The sequence below is a fragment of the Enteroscipio rubneri genome (assembly GCF_963929405.1).
Classification (GTDB): Bacteria; Actinomycetota; Coriobacteriia; order Coriobacteriales; family Eggerthellaceae; genus Enteroscipio; species Enteroscipio rubneri.
Window position 1 is genome coordinate 1,127,348 of record NZ_CAWVIN010000003.1, and the last position, 16,986, is coordinate 1,144,333.

Annotated in this window: 15 protein-coding genes; 6 read left to right on the plus strand and 9 right to left on the minus strand. The window is 64.0% G+C overall.

Annotated features, from left to right (window positions below; genetic code table 11):
• Window positions 1–10: 10 nt before the first annotated feature.
• Genes ABGT83_RS11675 through pxpB form a run of 5 tightly spaced genes read right to left on the minus strand, consistent with a single transcriptional unit; the run spans window position 11 to window position 4,723 of the window.
• On the minus strand, window positions 11–850 hold the full coding sequence (locus ABGT83_RS11675) for a putative hydro-lyase (RefSeq protein ID WP_346687714.1): 840 nt from the start codon (window positions 848–850) through the stop codon (window positions 11–13).
• A 2-nt stretch (window positions 851–852) separates the two neighbouring features.
• Window positions 853–2,202, minus strand: coding sequence for an acetyl-CoA carboxylase biotin carboxylase subunit (gene accC, locus ABGT83_RS11680; protein WP_346687716.1), 1,350 nt, complete (start codon window positions 2,200–2,202; stop codon window positions 853–855).
• A gap of 11 nt (window positions 2,203–2,213) precedes the next feature.
• Window positions 2,214–2,681, minus strand: a complete 468-nt coding sequence (gene accB, locus ABGT83_RS11685; RefSeq protein WP_103265008.1) for an acetyl-CoA carboxylase biotin carboxyl carrier protein — start codon at window positions 2,679–2,681, stop codon at window positions 2,214–2,216.
• 49 nt (window positions 2,682–2,730) lie between these two features.
• On the minus strand, window positions 2,731–3,993 hold the full coding sequence (locus tag ABGT83_RS11690) for a biotin-dependent carboxyltransferase family protein (RefSeq protein WP_346687717.1): 1,263 nt from the start codon (window positions 3,991–3,993) through the stop codon (window positions 2,731–2,733).
• A gap of 1 nt (window position 3,994) precedes the next feature.
• Window positions 3,995–4,723 carry a 5-oxoprolinase subunit PxpB gene (pxpB, locus tag ABGT83_RS11695; RefSeq protein ID WP_103265010.1) on the minus strand — a complete coding sequence of 243 codons (729 nt, stop codon included), beginning with the start codon at window positions 4,721–4,723 and terminating at the stop codon, window positions 3,995–3,997.
• 177 nt (window positions 4,724–4,900) lie between these two features.
• Between pxpB and ABGT83_RS11700 the strand changes: the two genes are divergently transcribed.
• Window positions 4,901–5,614: a sulfite exporter TauE/SafE family protein gene (locus ABGT83_RS11700; RefSeq protein WP_346687720.1), complete on the plus strand. Its 714-nt coding sequence runs from the start codon at window positions 4,901–4,903 to the stop codon at window positions 5,612–5,614.
• A gap of 107 nt (window positions 5,615–5,721) precedes the next feature.
• On the opposite strand, the gene ABGT83_RS11705 is transcribed toward ABGT83_RS11700, so the two are convergent.
• A complete protein-coding gene (locus ABGT83_RS11705) occupies window positions 5,722–7,167 on the minus strand; it encodes a helix-turn-helix transcriptional regulator (RefSeq protein ID WP_346687722.1) in 1,446 nt (481 codons plus the stop codon).
• Between the two features lie 221 nt (window positions 7,168–7,388).
• Here ABGT83_RS11705 and ABGT83_RS11710 point away from each other — a divergent pair, with 221 nt between their 5' ends.
• From ABGT83_RS11710 to ABGT83_RS11730, 5 genes are all read left to right on the plus strand, one after another.
• On the plus strand, window positions 7,389–9,131 hold the full coding sequence (locus tag ABGT83_RS11710; protein ID WP_346687723.1) for an FAD-dependent oxidoreductase: 1,743 nt from the start codon (window positions 7,389–7,391) through the stop codon (window positions 9,129–9,131).
• A gap of 20 nt (window positions 9,132–9,151) precedes the next feature.
• Window positions 9,152–9,637 (plus strand): cytochrome c3 family protein, encoded by a 486-nt coding sequence (locus ABGT83_RS11715; RefSeq protein ID WP_346687725.1) that lies wholly within the window; start codon window positions 9,152–9,154, stop codon window positions 9,635–9,637.
• 227 nt (window positions 9,638–9,864) lie between these two features.
• The gene (locus tag ABGT83_RS11720; RefSeq protein WP_103265015.1) at window positions 9,865–10,308 is read left to right on the plus strand and encodes a universal stress protein; all 444 of its coding nucleotides are present in this window, start codon (window positions 9,865–9,867) and stop codon (window positions 10,306–10,308) included.
• 232 nt (window positions 10,309–10,540) lie between these two features.
• Window positions 10,541–12,286: a sensor domain-containing protein gene (locus ABGT83_RS11725; protein WP_346687727.1), complete on the plus strand. Its 1,746-nt coding sequence runs from the start codon at window positions 10,541–10,543 to the stop codon at window positions 12,284–12,286.
• 123 nt (window positions 12,287–12,409) lie between these two features.
• A complete protein-coding gene (locus tag ABGT83_RS11730) occupies window positions 12,410–13,597 on the plus strand; it encodes a pyridoxal phosphate-dependent aminotransferase (RefSeq protein WP_103265036.1) in 1,188 nt (395 codons plus the stop codon).
• A 156-nt stretch (window positions 13,598–13,753) separates the two neighbouring features.
• On the opposite strand, the gene ABGT83_RS11735 is transcribed toward ABGT83_RS11730, so the two are convergent.
• The 3 genes from ABGT83_RS11735 to ABGT83_RS11745 form a co-directional block, all read right to left on the minus strand.
• The gene (locus tag ABGT83_RS11735; RefSeq protein WP_346687729.1) at window positions 13,754–14,992 is read right to left on the minus strand and encodes a 4Fe-4S binding protein; all 1,239 of its coding nucleotides are present in this window, start codon (window positions 14,990–14,992) and stop codon (window positions 13,754–13,756) included.
• A 289-nt stretch (window positions 14,993–15,281) separates the two neighbouring features.
• A complete protein-coding gene (locus tag ABGT83_RS11740) occupies window positions 15,282–16,532 on the minus strand; it encodes a hypothetical protein (protein WP_346687731.1) in 1,251 nt (416 codons plus the stop codon).
• Window positions 16,529–16,903: a hypothetical protein gene (locus ABGT83_RS11745; protein ID WP_346687733.1), complete on the minus strand. Its 375-nt coding sequence runs from the start codon at window positions 16,901–16,903 to the stop codon at window positions 16,529–16,531. Before ABGT83_RS11745 ends, ABGT83_RS11740 begins: the two co-directional genes overlap by 4 nt.
• Window positions 16,904–16,986 lie beyond the last annotated feature (83 nt).

Sequence of the window (16,986 nt, forward strand, 5' to 3'; positions counted from 1 at the left end):
CGCGCTTGCGCTACTCCTTCAGATCCACGTTTTTGGTATCGGTGATGAGCATGCAGCCGGGGGCGTGCGTGATGGCAAAGGGGGGCTTGCTGTTCATGACGATGGACTGGGGCGTGACGCCGCACGCCCAGAACACGGGCACCTCGCCGTCGCGGATCTCTACCGGGTCGCCGAACTCGGGATGGGCCAGGTCGCGCACGCCGATGGCCGCGGGGTCGCCGATGTGGAGGGGCGCGCCGTGCACCTTGGGGATGGCGCCGGAGATCTGCACCGCCTTCACCACCTGGCCCGCGGGGATGGGACGCATTGACATGACCATGTTGCCGGACATGCTACCGGCGGGCGTGCACGGTACGCCGGTCAGGTACATGGGCACGTTGCAGCCCATGGTGTTGTGGCGGATCTCGATGCCGGCCTCGATGAGCTCGCTCTCGAACGAGAACGAGCAGCCGATGACGAACGACACCAGGTCGTCGCGCCAATAGTCCTCGACGTTCTCCACCTCGGCCACCAGCTGGCCGTGCTCGTAGATGCGGTAGCGCGGGAAGTCGGTGGCGATGTCGCAATCGGTGGCGCAGATGGTGGCCTCGCGCGCGCCCACCTCGGTCACTTCGAGCAGCGGGCAGGGTTTGGGGTTGCGCTGCGCGAACAGCAGGAAGTCGTAGGCCTGATCGCGCGGTAACACGATGAGGTTCGCCTGCGCGTACCCGGGACACAGGCCGCTTGTCGGCGCCGTGAATGCGCCCGAGCGAATCAGCCGACGCGCCTCCACTGGCGACGCGGCAAGCATCTGTGTCCAAACCTCGTCGGTCACGTCAACGGGCTTGGCGGGAACGGGAGCATCAATCATGATTACACCTCGCCTTTCATGAACCGTTCGATGAAGCTGGTGTCCGCCAGGCCGGCGGCGAACGTCTCGTTCTCCATGATGGCGTACTGGAAATCGAGATTCGTCTTCACGCCCACCACCACCATCTCCTCCAGGGCGGTGCGCATCTTGGCGATGGCCTCGGTGCGGTCGCGGCCGTGCACGATGATCTTGGCTATCATGGAATCGTAGTAGGGCGATATCTCGTAGCCGTCGAAGGCGGCCGTGTCCACGCGCACGCCGTTGCCGCCGGGCAGGTGCATCTGGGAGATGGTGCCGGGCGACGGCAGGAAGCCGCGCTCGGGCTGCTCGGCGTTCACGCGGCACTCGATGGCATGGCCGCGATACGTGATGTCGTCCTGCGTGAACGTGAGCGGATCGCCTGCTGCCACGCGGATCATCTCCTGCACGATGTCGGTGCCCGTGACCATCTCGGTCACGGAATGCTCCACCTGCACGCGCGTGTTCATCTCCATAAAGTAGTAGTTCATCTGGTCGTCCAACAGGAACTCTATCGTGCCGGCCGACGTGTAGCCAACGGCCTGCGCCGCGCGCACGGCGGCGTCCAGCATCTCGGCGCGCACCTCCGCGGACAGCGCGGGGGAGGGGCTCTCCTCGATCATCTTCTGGTGGTTGCGCTGCACGGAGCAATCGCGCTCGCCCAGTGCCACCACGGTGCCGTACGTGTCGGCGATGACCTGCACCTCCACGTGGCGCGGGTTCAGCACGCAGCGCTCCAGGTACATGGTGTTGTCGCCGAACGCGCCCACGCTCTCGCGCTGCGCGATGGAGAACTGCTCGCAGAAGTCGTCCTCGGACAGGCTCACGCGCATGCCCTTGCCGCCGCCGCCCGACGACGCCTTGATCATGATGGGCCAGCCTACGGCGCGCGCTTTCGCAAGCGCCTCCTCCGGCGCGTGCACCGGCTCCTTCGTGCCGGGCACCACGGGCACGCCGGCCTCCATCATGGTCTTGCGGGCCTGGCTCTTGTTGCCCATGCGGTCGATGACCTCGGGCGCGGGGCCTATGAACACGATGTCGTTCTCGCGGCAGAGCTTCGCGAACGTGGAGTTCTCGGACAGGAAGCCGTAGCCGGGGTGAATGGCCTGCGCGCCGGTTCCCTTCGCTGCAGCAAGTATGGCGGCAATGTTCAGGTACGAGTCGCGCGCGGCGGGCGGCCCTATGCACACGCTCTCGTCGGCTAGGTACACGTGCAGCGCGTGCTTGTCGGCCGTGGAGTACACGGCCACCGTCTTGATGTCCATCGCGCGGCAGGCGCGGATGATGCGGACGGCGATCTCGCCACGGTTGGCGATGAGTATCTTGTCGAACATGGCTCGACCGCCTAATGCGTTTCGCCGGTAGCGATACGGAACAGGGGCTGGTCGTACTCGACCTGCGCGCCGTTGGCCGCCAAGACTTCCACGACGACGCCGGGCGCAGGAGCGGTGATCTCGTTCATCATCTTCATAGCTTCGACGATGGCGAGCGTCTGACCGGAGAGCACCTCCTGGCCCACCTTCACGAAGGAGTCTTCGTCGGGGCTCGGGGCGACGTAGAACATGCCAACCATGGGACTGCGCACGAGCACCGTGTTCTCGTCGGCGTCCTCCACGGCGGCAGCCTCGTGGCTTTCGATCTTGCCCGCCAGGAGCGCGCTCACGCGGTCGGCCATGAGCGGCAGAGTAGTCGACGAGAGCGGCCCGTGGTTGCGCTCCAGTTCGATCTTAGTGTCGCCATCGGCGACGCGCAGAGCGGTCAGTTCCGCCTTATCCATGATGGCGATCAGTTCTTCGATGGCTTTCGTGTCCATGGCGCTTCTCCTTGCGATTCTTCTCAGCTCTGCGGTCGGGTGCGGTATGTCAAGCTGTGTTGTTGCCGTCCTCGTGCGCGCTCGCAGCGTTCGGTGTGCTGCGCTCCTCAACGGGAGCGCCCTCTTCGCGCGGGCCGGCGGGCGCGGATGCTGCGGGCGCGCTTCCTTTTGCTGTGGGTTGTTTGTCGGTTGCGATCGGGGTTCCGGTCAACAGGTTGCGGTTGCCCACGCGCTCCGCCCGGTTCGCGCGGTCGATCCACAGCGTGTCGGCCTGCGTGCGTTCGGCCTGCTTCTCCAGGATGGGGGTCAGGCGTCGTGCGGTCCTGCGCGGGGATATGCCGTCGGCGCTCGGACGGCGCACCTTGAGCGCCAGCATATCGAATCGACGTGCTTCCTCGCGTAGGAGCGCCTGCGCATCCTGCACGGATATGCGCTCGAACCTGACCGTGCTGCCCGGCGGCCGTTGCACAAGCTTCGGGATGTCGACGGTCGCGATGGTACCGATCTTCGCGTAGCCGCCCGTCGTCTGCCTATCCGCCAGCATGATGATAGGCCGTCCATGCGAGGGCACCTGCACAGCGCCGAATGCGATGCCGTCTGATATGATATCCGACCCGCGTTTCGTCTCGATTTCGGGTCCGTCTAGCCGATAGCCCATGCGATCGGACTTCGTCGTGGTCGTGTACGTCCGACCGTAAAATGTTTGGATGCCCGCATCGGTGAACATGTGTTCCTGCGGTCCGGGTATTACGCGCACCGTTACCTCGTCCTCTTCGAAGCCGTAGAACGCATTGTCCCCATCGATGCGGTGCGAACCAAGGTTGGGAAGGAAATCGATGCTTTTCGTTGCGAAGGGCAGGTAGTCGCCTACGACGAGCGCCCGGCCCCGAAAGCCGCCCAACTCGCATTTGAGGTTGGTCGAGCGACTTCCCATGACTTCGGGTACGCGCACGCTGCCGCCTGCGATGGCCAGATATCCGTAGCAGCCGGTTTTAGATGCCTTGAAGCGCAGAATAGAGCCCCGGTGCACCATGATGGCGGTGTAGAGAGGAACCGGTTCCCCGTCGAGCGTAGGAGAGAAATCACCGCCCGTTATGGCAATGCACGTGTTCGTGGTGAAGCGGACCGTGGGGCCGGCGAGGGCGAACTCAACCACGGGGGCGTCGGGGTCGTTCTCGACGAGCAGGTTTGCGATGGTGAAGGCGCGATGATCCATGACGCCGTTCGTCGAGAACCCGCTGCCCTGGTATCCGAAGCGGCCTTTGTCCTGCACCGTGGTAACGACGCCGGCCTTCTTTACGACAAAGCCCATATTACTCGCCCTCCACGACGATGTCGTATGCGTACGTGCCCGCCGCAAGCTGCGCCTCGATAGCGGCGTATTCGTCTGGGGTGATGGGGACGAAGCGCAGGTATTCGCCTGCCGCGTAGAGGATGGGATCATCGCGATCGGGATCGTAGGGCTTGAGCGGGGTGCGGCCGATAATCTGCCAGCCACCGGGTGACGCGAGCGGGTAGACGCCCGTCTGAGCGCCGCCGATGCCCACGCTGCCCGGCTCGATACGGGTGCGCGGCGTGGCGAGCCGTGGCGTGTGCAGCCGCTCATCAAGCCCTCCCAGGTAGGCGAAACCCGGCAGGAATCCCAGCATGTCGATGAGGTAGTCGCGCCCGCTGTGCAAAGCGATCACCTCATCGGGTTCGAGGCGGGCGTGTTGGGCGACGATCTCGAGATCGGGGCCGAACTCTCCACCGTAACATACGGGGATGGGCACGATCTTGCGCACGCTCAGGTCGGCTTCGCCCACGTCGCGCAGCTTGCCGCGCAGCGTGGCAGACAACTCGTCGAATGTGACGGACAGAGGATCGTAATACACCATGAGCGAGCAGAACGTGGGGACGAGCTCGGTAACGCCTTCGATGGGATCGGCGGTGAGGTTATCGGCGGCCAGGCGAATTTTCGCGCTCGTCTCTGGCGAGATCACATGCGCGAACTCGAGGTTGAGCGCCGAATCGCCGGCGATGGTAATGCTGAATCCCGCCATGCTCGTCCATTCTGCAGATCAGTGCCGCGCGCTCGGCTGAGAGCGAACGTGGCGTAAGACCGCCGTGCGTTCCACTGTGCGGATCGAGCGCATCGCGCAGCTTGCTTGTGGTCGGTTCCGGCGCGCTTCAGTGCTACACTGGTACGCCGTCGGATAAGTAGTAGGATTGTAGCATATATGGAAAAAGCACTATTCTTGGCGGCGTTCTTTTTCGCGTACACCATACAAGCCGTCACGGGGTTCGCCGGAAACATCTTCGCCATGCCCGTGGGCACGCATCTGCTGGGGCTCCACAGCTCCGTGGCGGTGCTGAACGCTATGGGATTCTTTGCGTGCGGTTTGCTGGCCGTCATGAACATCAAGCATGTGCACTGGCGCGAGCTCGCCAAAATCGTGCTCACCATGCTGCCGTTCGTGCTCGTGGGCATTTGGCTGGACTCGGTGTTGCCGCTCGATGTGCTGCTGAAGATATACGGCCTGATCATTTTATTGGTTGGCGCGAAGAACCTGCTTTCGAAGCGCCAGAGGTTCCTTCCCGAGTGGGCGCTGTGGATCGTGCTGGCGCTCGCCGGCCTTATCCAGGGCATGTTCGTGTCGGGCGGAGCGCTGCTTGTCATCTATACGGTGCAGAAGCTCCAAGACCGCCAGCAGTTTCGTGCCACGCTGTCCATGGTATGGGCCGTCCTGAACTTTATCTACGCAGGCATCGCCGTGCAGCAAGGCTATTTTACACCGGACGTCGTACAGGTGGTGCTCATGTGCATACCGGCCGCCGTGCTGGCCACTCTCGTGGGTAACCGTTTGCAGCGCCACCTCAGCCAGGAGCGGTTCCTCAAGCTCACCTACGTGCTGCTGCTCTGCATCGGGCTTGTCCTGCTCGTTACGTCGTAGGGCGACGCGAGCGCCGGAACGAAACGAGGGAAGCGGGTCTGGAGGCGGGCGCATCGAAGTCCTGCCACGTGCGGAAGGCACGGGGATCCTTGCCGCGCAGGTGTCCGTCAGACTTTGTTCGGTGCTTTGAAATGCGGGTCGACGTCGCGCATGAGATCGAACAGCTCGACCCGGTCATGCACGTCGAGCTTCTGGTAGATATGGCGTATATGGGCTTTCGCCGTTCCGTGGGCTATGAACATCTCGTCGGCCACTTCGCTCGCGGTCTTGCCTGCAAGCAAGAGGGAGAGGGCCTCCTGCTCACGGGCTCCCAAACCTCGTCCGATGGCGTACGAGGCGACGAGCGACGATACTGCCGGCGACTGCGCGCCGCCACGGTCTTTGAAGCGGTACTTCGAGTACAGCTGGATGGTTCGGTTATTCAAATTGACCAGCGTGTAGGCGATGATGCCGATGATGAGGCAGATGGAGAGCAGTGTCGTGAGAGCTCCGCTGCGGTCGATCGAGCTCATGACGAACGCCGCGGGCCTGCCAAGTAGACAGCCGCCGAACACGGAGAGCAGCAGGAGCGTTGCCAGCTTGTAGGAGCTGAACGCGAATCGGCCTCCGATGTTGCAGAACAGAATGACGAGGTAGGACACGTTGACGGCGCATCCCATGGTGGCCAGCGAGAAGATGAACGACCGGTCAACGTGAAGGAATGAGGCGAACAGCATGCCCGCCACGATGAGCGTGAGCGCAAGATACAGAAGAGAGGCGATGTTGAAGCGTTTTGAGAACAGGGCGACGGCACAAAGCACGAGCGCCGCCGGCCACAGCATGCTCCAGCCGGCATCGGTGTGCCATGATTCCAAGCCTACGAGCGAGACCGAGAGCATGAAGGCGAAGCTAAACAGGAACGCGGTGAGCAGCGGGCCGGCGAGAAACAAAAACGAGGGCCGCTCTCCGCGGTCGAGCCGACTCGGCCGCATCGGCTGCTTTTCGCGGGCATAGGCGAGCGAGAAGCCTGCCAGCACGACCACGGTGCAGTATCCCGCGATCAAGCGGTCCTGGGTCATGCCGAGGAGAAACCAGGAGATAGCGCAGCCGCCGATAATAGACGCGAACAGCGAGAACGCCACCGTTTCTATGGTCTGCCCGACAAAGAAATCGAACCAGCACGGCGCGGCCACTCCCAAGAACAAGCCCATGGAGATTGCCGAGAGGATGAGCGCGAACCCATGCAGGTCGGGTGCGAAGGCCGCCGTCGCCTTCATGACGAGGAATCCGCATGCGGCGAGAGCCGTCACCGTCACGATGGCCGTCCGGCGGAAGCCAAACAACGCGTTTCTATGCAGGGCTGCCAGCACGCAGAGCGCTACCGCGATACTCGTGCTGCAAATCACGTCGGCATATGAAATTCCGAATGCGGTCGTCTTGTAGCCGTTTGTAAAATGCGTGAGCGTGGTGATCGCTACCAGAAAGGACGGCCCGAGAAAGAACCACCTCATATCGGTCGTGCAAGTTTTCAGGACGTTGATCGTCCCCGCGCGCGCCTGATTGAATTCTGCCACGGGCATCCCCTTCCATGCGCCGCATCTCCCCTCGCTGCATTGTCCCATGCGCCGGTAGTTTGCAACAGGCGCGATCTGCTAACCCAGGGGGTTACTGGGAGGGGTTAACCGTTCTTGGAGAATCGTCGCCCTTTGAGCCTGGCTAACCCGTCGAGGCGTCCGCATGATGATGGCGACGAAGGGGGTGCGAGGGGCGCCTCCTGTAAAGGAAGGGGAACGTCATGGGCGACGAGTTCAAGAACAAGACGACGGTATCGAGGCGCGGGTTCCTGAGCGGAGCCGCCGTGCTGGGCGCCGGCGCTGCACTTGCCGGGTTGGCCGGATGCGCTGGAGGGCAGGAAGCCAAGCCGAGTGCGGGAAACGAACCTGCGCAGGGCGAGGAGCCGACCGCCAAATCCGACATCACCATCGAGAAATACTGGGAGGTCGCGCCCGATCCCATATCGGACGACCAGATCAGCGAGACCATCGACTGCGACATCGTGGTATGCGGCGCCGGCATTGCCGGGCTGCCCGGTGCGGCCTTCGCGGCAGAGCAGGGCGCGAACGTGCACGTTCTGGAGAAGGCGGGCACATGGGGCACCGCGCGCCTATGCACGTGTGGGTTCAACGCGAAGTGCCAAGTGGACAACGACATCACCTACGATCGTGACAAGTTCATCACCGACGTGTGGAAGATCACCAACGGCAGCCAAGGACGCATGTCGTCGTATGGCAAGTGGTTCGACAACAGCGCGCCTTACATCGACTGGTTGCAGACCGTATTCCAGTCGAAGGGCTACGATATCGTTCCCCAGCAGGTAACGGGATTCAAAGTGACCAACGATGGCGTCGGGCAGGTGGGCGCGAACGAGTTCTGGGCCACCTATGCAGCCATGATCTACTTCGTCGATAGGGACGGCAAGACCCTGGCCGACGGCGTGAACATCGACTGGACGGGCATCCTTGCCGAGTACGCCGCGGACAACGGGGCGACGTTCCACTACAACACGCCCGCCGTACAGCTGGTACGCGATGAAAGCGGCCGCGCGATCTCGGTGATCGGCGAGAACGAGAGCGGCGAGTACGTGAAGCTGAACGCCTCGAAGGGCATTCTGCTGGCCTGCGGCGACATGGGCGGCGACCGCGAAATGATGGGCTATTTCAATCCTTCATTGCTCAAGACTCGCAGCATCGCCGAGGTCAAGAACACCGGCGACGGCCAGAAGATGGGCATGTGGATAGGCGCGGACATGGACGATTTCGCGGCTGGGGACCTGTTCCCGTTCGTCGCTGTGGACACGAACGGCGAGCGGCCCGAAGCCAAGGACTCCAAGTCCTATGCGGCGGTGGCCAATCTGCCGGTGTTTATGGTGGACACCACCGGCCGGCGTCTCATGCCCGAGGATCTTCCGTTCCAGGCGTGCTCTATTCCCAAGATCACCGCGACGGCCGACGGCTCTGCATGGAGTGTCTGGGACAGCGCCTGGCAGGCGAAGTTCCCCGAAGGCTATCCGAAGGGCGACTATCTTTCCATGAACACGCCCGAGCAGCTTGAGATCGATATCAAGAACGGTATTACCGTGCAGGCCGATACCCTCGAAGAGCTTGTTGAGCAGATGGGCGTCGATCCCGAGATCTTCAACGAGCAGCTCGAACGCTATCACGGCTTCTGCGCAGCGGGCAAGGATTTGGATTTCTACAAGAACCCCCTGTGGCTGACCACCATCGACACGCCGCCGTTTTACGCGTCGCGCCATGTGGTGAGCATCACAAGCACGCGCGGCGGGCTGCGCAATGACGAGCACTGCCGTGTGCTCGACAAGGAAGGCATGCCCATCCCCGGACTGTATGCTGCGGGCAATACGGCCGGCTCGTTCTACGGCAACGTGTACCCGCCGAACATCATGGGCTCGGGCATCGGTCACGGCCAGTGCTTCTCGTGGATATCTGCCAAGGACATGCTCGGCATCGAGTACATTTAATCCGCGGGCAAGGAGCGATCATGGAGCAGAAGAAAGAATGCATGCAGACGATCAGGCTGGCTGTCGTCGCGGCGTTCGCAGCGGTCGCGTTTGCCCTGTGCGCGTGCGCGCCCAGCGGCGAAGGAGGAGGAACGTCGGACGACGCTGCGACGCAGAGCGCGAACGCCCAGCCCGGCAGCATGATGGCCGTGCACACACCGAAGCAGATCGAGGCGATGAACGGCGATTACTCGAAGAAGAACTGCCTGAGCTGCCATCCGCGCGACTCTATCGTAGCCGCGAACGACGCGTACGGCGGCTTGGAGGGAGTCAACCCCCACGCCTCGCATGCCGAATCGTATGATTGCACTCGGTGCCACTCGATCGAAGGCACCTCGGTGCTGGTATGCAACACGGCGTGTCATGGCGGCTATCACAACGACGGCAACGGGTTCCCCCTTCCCGCAGAAGGATGGATGGATCCCACCGACGACATGCCGAGCGCCGATGGAGCGCCTGTGAAGTAACCTCGTGCCTGAACCCCGTCCAATGCGCCGGATGCGCGATGGGCGGCAAGCTTTCCCTCCCCGATGGCCCGCGCCCCGTGCGCGGGCCATTCGTAGGTCCGGTTCGGACGCTCGGGACATGCCGAGGCCGGCTCGTCGAGCCGCTCCGGAGAGCGGGGCGTCCTCGCCTTCGCCTATCCAATATGGAGTACAATAAGACTTCGATCGGCACCAAGGAAGGAGCGGTTATGGCACAGCGTTACGGACGCATCTTCGCAGCACTCGATGGGGCTTCGACTCAGGCGGCGGTGGCGCAGCGCGCACTCGCGCTCGCGGCCGACAACGGATCTCTGCTCACGTTCGGGCATGTGATCGATTCGGTTCCCTACGAGGCGTCGGGCGTCGATTTCGAGGCTCTGTGCGTCGAAGGCAAGAAGCGCATCGAGGAGGAGCTGCGCGACATCCTTGAGGAAGCGCGGAACAATTCGGCCATCCCTGCGGTGGATCTGGTCGTGCGCGCGGGTCGTATCGCCGATACCCTTTCCCGCCAGCTGATCGAGCCGTTTCGGCCCGATCTGGTCATCTGCGGCGAGCGGGGCCTCTCCAACATTAAATACGTATTCGTGGGTAGCGTATCCACGTATCTCATCAGGAACATGCGCTGCGACGTGCTGGTGGTCAAGCAGGAATAGCCGTCGCGCGCTTGCGCGATCCCCTCGCGGCGTTGCAGGATACAGGCGGGCGCCGGCTGGTAGCCGCCGGTTTCAAGTTGCGCGCTCGCCGTCTTTCGTCTGCGTCCGCCTTATCTTCCACCGATCGTGAAGCCTGGTTTCCCGGCTGGAAAAGGCGTAGAATGGCACGTTGAATTAGCGGTGCCCGCGCGGCGTCAGAGCGTTCAGTGGGCGAAAAAGAGAGAAGCCTGTCATGGCGCACGTTCCTGATCGTCTGACCCACTCGTCGCTCGTAAGCGAAGGGGACAGCATCTTTGCGGACACTCTCCGCCTGAGCGTGAGCAAGCACAAGATCGACGAGCACTTCACCCTCGTATGGGCCAACCGCTACTACTACGACTTCATCGGCTATCCCAAAGACGAGTACGAGGCGCTGTTCCAAAATCGACCCGACCTCTACTTCGCGGACAATCCCGAGGACTTCGGCGTCATCGCCGAGCATGTGACGGAGGCGCTCGAGAAGAACACGGGCGGGTACGAGTGCATTGCCGGGCTGAACGTGAAGGGCGGCCACAAATGGGTGAAGTTCGTCTCGACGTTCCTTGACGAGTACGTGGACGGCTGCCAGCTGTCCTACACCACCATGACGGACGTAACCGACCTGGTGGAGGCGCAGCAGCACTTGGAGGAGGCGAACGTGGAGCTGGAGCGGCTCGCGTTCGTGGATCCGGTGACGAAGGGCTTCAACCAGACGCGGTTCGACCTGACCGCACGCCGCGTTATCGACCAGGCCGAGCCGGGGGCCTATGCCCTGGTGGCGCTGGACCTGAAGAAGTTCAAGCTGCTCAACGAGATCCAGGGTACGGAGAGCGGCGACATGGTGCTGCGCTTCGTGTACGACCGCCTGCGCGCGCACCTCGAGGGGGACGAGTGCGTGGGCCGCATCAACGCCGACGCCTTCAACGTGCTCATGCGCGACGAGGGCGCGCAGGCCATGTACGAACGCATCGACGGCATGGTTCAGGATATCAACCGCTTCAACGTGGATGCGGAGCGGCCGTACTTCCTCTCGTTCACGGTGGGCGTGTACCCTATCGACGACACGAGCCTGCCCATGACGCTCGTGCGCGACCGGGCGAACGTTGCGCGCGGCTCCAGCAAGGAAGCATCGAATGCCCGCCACTTCACCTGCATGTTCTACAGCGACGTCGACCGCCAGAACCTGCTGTCCGAACAGGATATGGAGAACCGCATGCACGGCGCGCTCGAGCGGGGCGAATTCGTGGCGTACTTCCAGCCCAAGCAGCTCCTGGCCGACGGCTCCATCGGGGGCGCCGAGGCGCTCGTGCGGTGGATCGACCCGGTGCGCGGCCTCGTGCCGCCCGACGACTTCGTGCCGTACTTCGAGCGCAACGGCTTCATCATCAACGTTGACCTGTGCGTGTTCGAGCAGGTGTGTGCCCTGTTGGCCTCGTGGATCGAACAGGGGCGGCAACCGGTGCCCATCTCGGTGAATATGTCGCGCGCGCACCTGCGCGAGCAGGATTTTCTCACGCCGTACGAGCAGATCCGCGCACGCTACGGCGTGCCGGCGTCGCTCATCGAGTTCGAGCTGACCGAGACGCTGGTGTTCGGCGACCCCGAAACGTTCAAGGGCGTGATCGACCTGCTGCATGCGCGCGGCTACCGCTGCTCGCTCGACGATTTCGGCAGCGGGTACTCGTCGCTCAACGTGCTGAAGGACGTGGACATCGACACGATGAAGCTCGACCGCGCGTTCTTCTCGGCCGGAGACGATGCCGGCCAGCGCGAGTGGGACGTGGTGGAGTCGGTGGTGGATCTGGCGAAGAAGCTGGATCTGGGGACGGTGGCCGAAGGCGTCGAGGAGCCCGGCCAGGCAGCCCGCTTGCGCGCCATCGACTGCGACATGCTGCAGGGCTACGTATTCTCCCGTCCCGTGCCGGTGGCCGAGTTCGAGCAGATGCTGTTCGGGGAATAGCTTTCGGCGCTTCCGTCGCGTGCGTCCACCCCGCTCATGCGCGCGTTCGACGTCTCGGCGCGGACGCGTTGTGCTACCCTGTTTTTCGACAAAAACAAGCGGCAAGACGAGGACGTGGTGCATATGGTGAACGAAAGGATGTACGGGCTGGGAGCGGAGCCGAGCGCGATTCGCGAGCTGTTCGCGTACGGCATGGCGCGCAAGGCGGAGATAGGCGCCGACAACGTGTTCGACTTCAGCATCGGGAACCCGAGCGTGCCCGCACCCGACGCTGTGAAGCAGGCCGTGCTGGAGCTCATGGAGGAGGAGCCGAGCGCGCTGCACGGCTACTCGCCGGCCGCCGGCGACCCGCGCGTGCGCTCCGCGGTGGCCGACCATATCCGGCGCCACTTCGACGTGCCGGCCTCGCCCGACCAGGTGTACCTGACGGCGGGTGCCGCGGCGGGGTTGGCCATCTCCATCAGCGCCATCACGCAGCCGGGCGATGAGGTTATCGTCATCGCGCCGTTCTTCCCCGAGTACCAGGTGTGGATAGAGACCGCCGGCTGCACGCGCGTGGAGGTGCCGGCGCACGTGCCCGACTTCCAGCTTGATATCGACGCGCTGGATGCGGCCATCGGGCCCGCGACGGCCGCCGTCATCATCAACTCGCCGAACAACCCGGTGGGCGCTGTGTACACGCGCGAAAACCTGGAGGCCCTCGCCACGCTGCTAGCGCGCAAGGAGGCCGAGCTGGGACGCAAGATCTACGTCATCAGCGACGAGCCGTACCGCGAGATCACCTACGGCGCCGAGGTTCCCTACGTGCCGTGCGTGTGGCCGCGCACCATCGTATGCTACTCGTACTCGAAGTCGTTCTCGCTGCCGGGCGAGCGTATCGGCTACGTTTACGTGTCCGACCTCATGGACGACGCGGCCGAGGTGTCTACGGCCGTGGCCGGCGCCGGGCGCGCGCTCGGGTTCATCTGCGCGCCGGTGCTGTTCCAGCGCGTGATCGCCGCCTGCATCGACGAGCCGAGCGATGTGGCGTCCTACGCAGAGAACCGCCGCCTGCTCACCGAGGGCCTGGGCGCGCTGGGCTACGAGTTCGTGGAGCCCGACGGCGCGTTCTACCTGTGGGTGCGTGCGCTTGAAGACGACGCTCAGGCGTTCAGCGACCGCGCGAAGGCCCACGAGCTGCTGCTGGTGCCGTCCGACAGCTTCGGTGTGGGCGGCTGGGTGCGCGTGAGCTATTGCGTTTCGCGCGCCACCATCGAGCGCTCGATGCCCGCGTTCAAGGCCCTGATGGAGGAGTACCGCGCTGCCCGCTGAGCGATGCGGGCGCATGGCCTTCAGGGTTGATCCTCAACCGAAACCCCCGGTGCGAGTTTTCTGTCATTGCGCATGGGCTTCGGCGGAATTCACTCCTGCGGGGGATTGGGGACGTGCAGGACGGGGCCGCCTGAGCGGCGCTCGGCGACCGACGTGCTATTCGGGAAGGATGCGGCGCTCGGGGAGGACGCGGCGCTTGGGAATGACGAGCTCGCACGGATCGAAGGCGAACAGCTCATCGACCGTGAGGCTCTCATCGCAGACGAGCGCGCCGTAGCGGCAGACCTCGACGCATGCGCCGCAGTCGCGGCAGCGCGTAGCGTCGAATTCGAGCACCGTCGTGCCGCCCGGGCCCTTCCTGGACTTGCGCAACGCGCCCGTGGGGCAGAACAGCGCGCAGTGGGCGCAGCCCGAGCATCGTTCGAAGTCGATGCTCGCACGGGGGGCGAGCACACGGGGGACGGTATCTGCGCCATCGGGGAGGCCGACCGCATGCAGGTCGTCGAGCAGCTGCCAGCGTCGACGGTCCGGTTCGGCGCTTTTCGCCTCGCCTGCTTTGCCGACGATCGCCTCCGTTTGAAGGGCTGCTGCGCTCGTTGCGGCGTCGACGATTGTCGCCCGTGCACGTGAGAGCAGCCCGCGCCGCGACATCCCGCCATCGGTCCCGCTCCGCGCATCTGCATCTGTGCGCTCGTCGATCAGCTCGATTGTTCCGTCCAGCCTCCAGAGGTCGGCGATGCGCCGTGCTCTTTGCGCCGTGCGGGGGAGTTCGCGCACGGCGTGCCGCTGAGGGCAGGTCGTGCAGGCGCAAGCGGACAAAACGACGAGCTGTGCTCCTTCGGCTACCGCGTGCACGAGCAGCGCCTCATCGATCCAGGCGAGGCAGGGGAGAACGATCGAAGCGCCTTCGCCGTCGACGCCCGCCGCATCGCGTTCGCAGACGAAGGCCACGTGCGGCGCACCGGGCTTGCCCAGGTGCGAAGAGCCTTCCTGCTCGCCTTGATCGATGTCCGTGCTCCCATTCGACGCCGTACGCTCTCGGGCGCTGCGGAGGCAGACGGCGCGTGCGGCGTGTCGCACGGCGTCAAGGAGCGCATCGTCCGAGAGCGCGCCCATCGCGCCCAGGGCGCCCGTCGGACAGGCTGCGACGCAGCTGCCGCAGCTCGTGCATGCCTCTGCATCGATGCGCGGGCGCGCGGGTTCGGGCATGCCGAGAACCCCATGCGTTCCCGCAGCGTCGAGCAGGTCGAACGACACGGCTTCCATGGGACATGCATCGAAGCATGCCGTGCAGAGCTCGGGCAGGCCGCGTTGTGCGAGGCAGCGTTCTTCGTGCAGTAAGGCCGCCGCCGGATGTTCGATGGCGCGCTGGGCTAGGTCGATAAGATCGGGCATTCTGCCTCCCCTCCCGGTCTCCGGGCTTCAACGAACTCGCTGGTTCATTCTACGACGAGCGCTCTTGGTTGTCCTTCAACTATTTCGGACGGGCGGGACTTACCCGTGCAGGCCGACACGCCCTCTTTCAACTGCCAGAAGATCGATGCCGAGAACCGAACCCCATAACGACGATCCCGCGCATCGAGTGCGGCGATGCGACTGCGGGCACGTTCGCGCCCGTGATGAGCACGAACGTGCCCGTGATAAACGAGCGTCGGGCGAAGCGATGACTTCCCGGCATACGTTCTTATCGTCGCTTGGAGTCGCGCAGCTGTCGGCGCGAGGCTCGTAGGGCCAAGGCGCAGGACGCTCCGGCAACGAGAGCTGCGACGCCCGTGACGGCCACGATCAGGCCGGACGGGGTGGTGTCGCCGGTGTGGGCCAGGAGGTTGCCCGGCGGGGCGGTCTGGCAGGTCGTCTGCGGCGTGTCGTCGTTGCTCTGCGCGCCGCTGATCGTGGCGGCGGGTTTCGCCTTGTAGCTCACGTTCACCTGCACGGCGGTGTCTTCGTAGTTGCCCATGTCGGCGAGCGCCACGGTCACGGTGTCCGATGCCGCGAGGCCTGCCCCGCCTTTCGAGGTGAGCGTCAGTTCGCCAGTCGCGGAGTCGATGGAGGCGGTTGTCAGGCCGTTCGCCGTATACGCGGTCACCGCGTATACGGGCCCGCCGTTGAGGTCGCTCGGCAGGTTGATCATGCGTGCGAGGTCGAACGCCATAACGCTGCCCGGCGCGTCGAACAGCGTCACGGAAGGCTGCGAAAGCGCGGGCGCGGGTGCCTTTGCGATCGAGAACTCGAGGCGGTTGGGTTCGAGGGTGAACGACTGGTCTTCGGGGACCGTGAAGACCACCTGGTAGGTGCCGGCGTTGATGGGGGCGTGGGTATTGATTTGTTGATATCCTGCGGAAAGGGCCTTGGGGGGATTGTATACCGTGCCGTTGATGCCTTTGTACTCGACGTCAAAGGGCCCGTTATAGTCCATCTCGTCAGTACCGTTGTCGGCGGGGATCCTGGTCACGGGAACTCCGCTGTAGCCTTGCTGGCGCGTGCCGTCGTAGACGAGACCCGTATCGGCGCATTTGGGATGGGTGAGCTTGTAGGCTGGCTTGTTCGCAGCCGCCACGATGGCTCCTGTCGTAGAATCTGTTGCGTCTTTCGCCGCTTCAACGGCTCCCTTTGAAGCGGGCGTGTCGGCTTCCGTCACGGCAGTCGGTGTGCCTGCTGCAGGCGATTCGCTCTGAGCGCCAAGGGAGGGGGCAGCTTTCTCTTCGAGGTGGACCGACGGCAGCTCCCCGAAAGCGTCCTTTGGTGCCTCGGCCGTGATGGCGTCGACATCTGATATGTCCTGCTGGTCCTGTGCAAGCGCATCGTCGGCGCCGAGCAAGACGAACGTGGCGAAGGCGAGGGTTGCTATACAGACAAGCAGCGTGGCTTGCGCGCGGAGGCGTGCGTGGCAATGCGCGATGGGCCTGTCAATTGATCGGTTGTTACTGCTCATCATGGTTTGCTCCTTCGATGAATCGGCGCAGTGCTGTGCTCGAGGCGGTCCGGCGTCAGCGAGGCTGCAAGCGCGGTGCGCAGATCGACGCCCATCTGGCGGATGCCCGAGCCTTCGAGCTCGGTCAGGTATCCCGAGTGGACGGCCATATCGAGGTAGTACGTAACCTCGTCGATCGCGGTTATCGACTCGCGGACACGCACGGCTTCGCTGTCGAGCCCGAGGCTATCGATGTCGCGCGCCGCCATGCCCGCCCGCACGCCGGCGGCCAAGAGCTCGGCTGAAAGGGGGAAGCGCTCGGGCAGCTCGCGCAGGTAGCGCACCAGCTCCGCGACGCGGATGGCGTAGTCGAATGCAGCTATCGATCGGTCCATGCGCTTCCCCTTTCTGCCAAGACGCGGCCGTACCCCGCCGTCACTTCAACTATACCCGCCGAGAATGGGCAGCGGTATCGGTC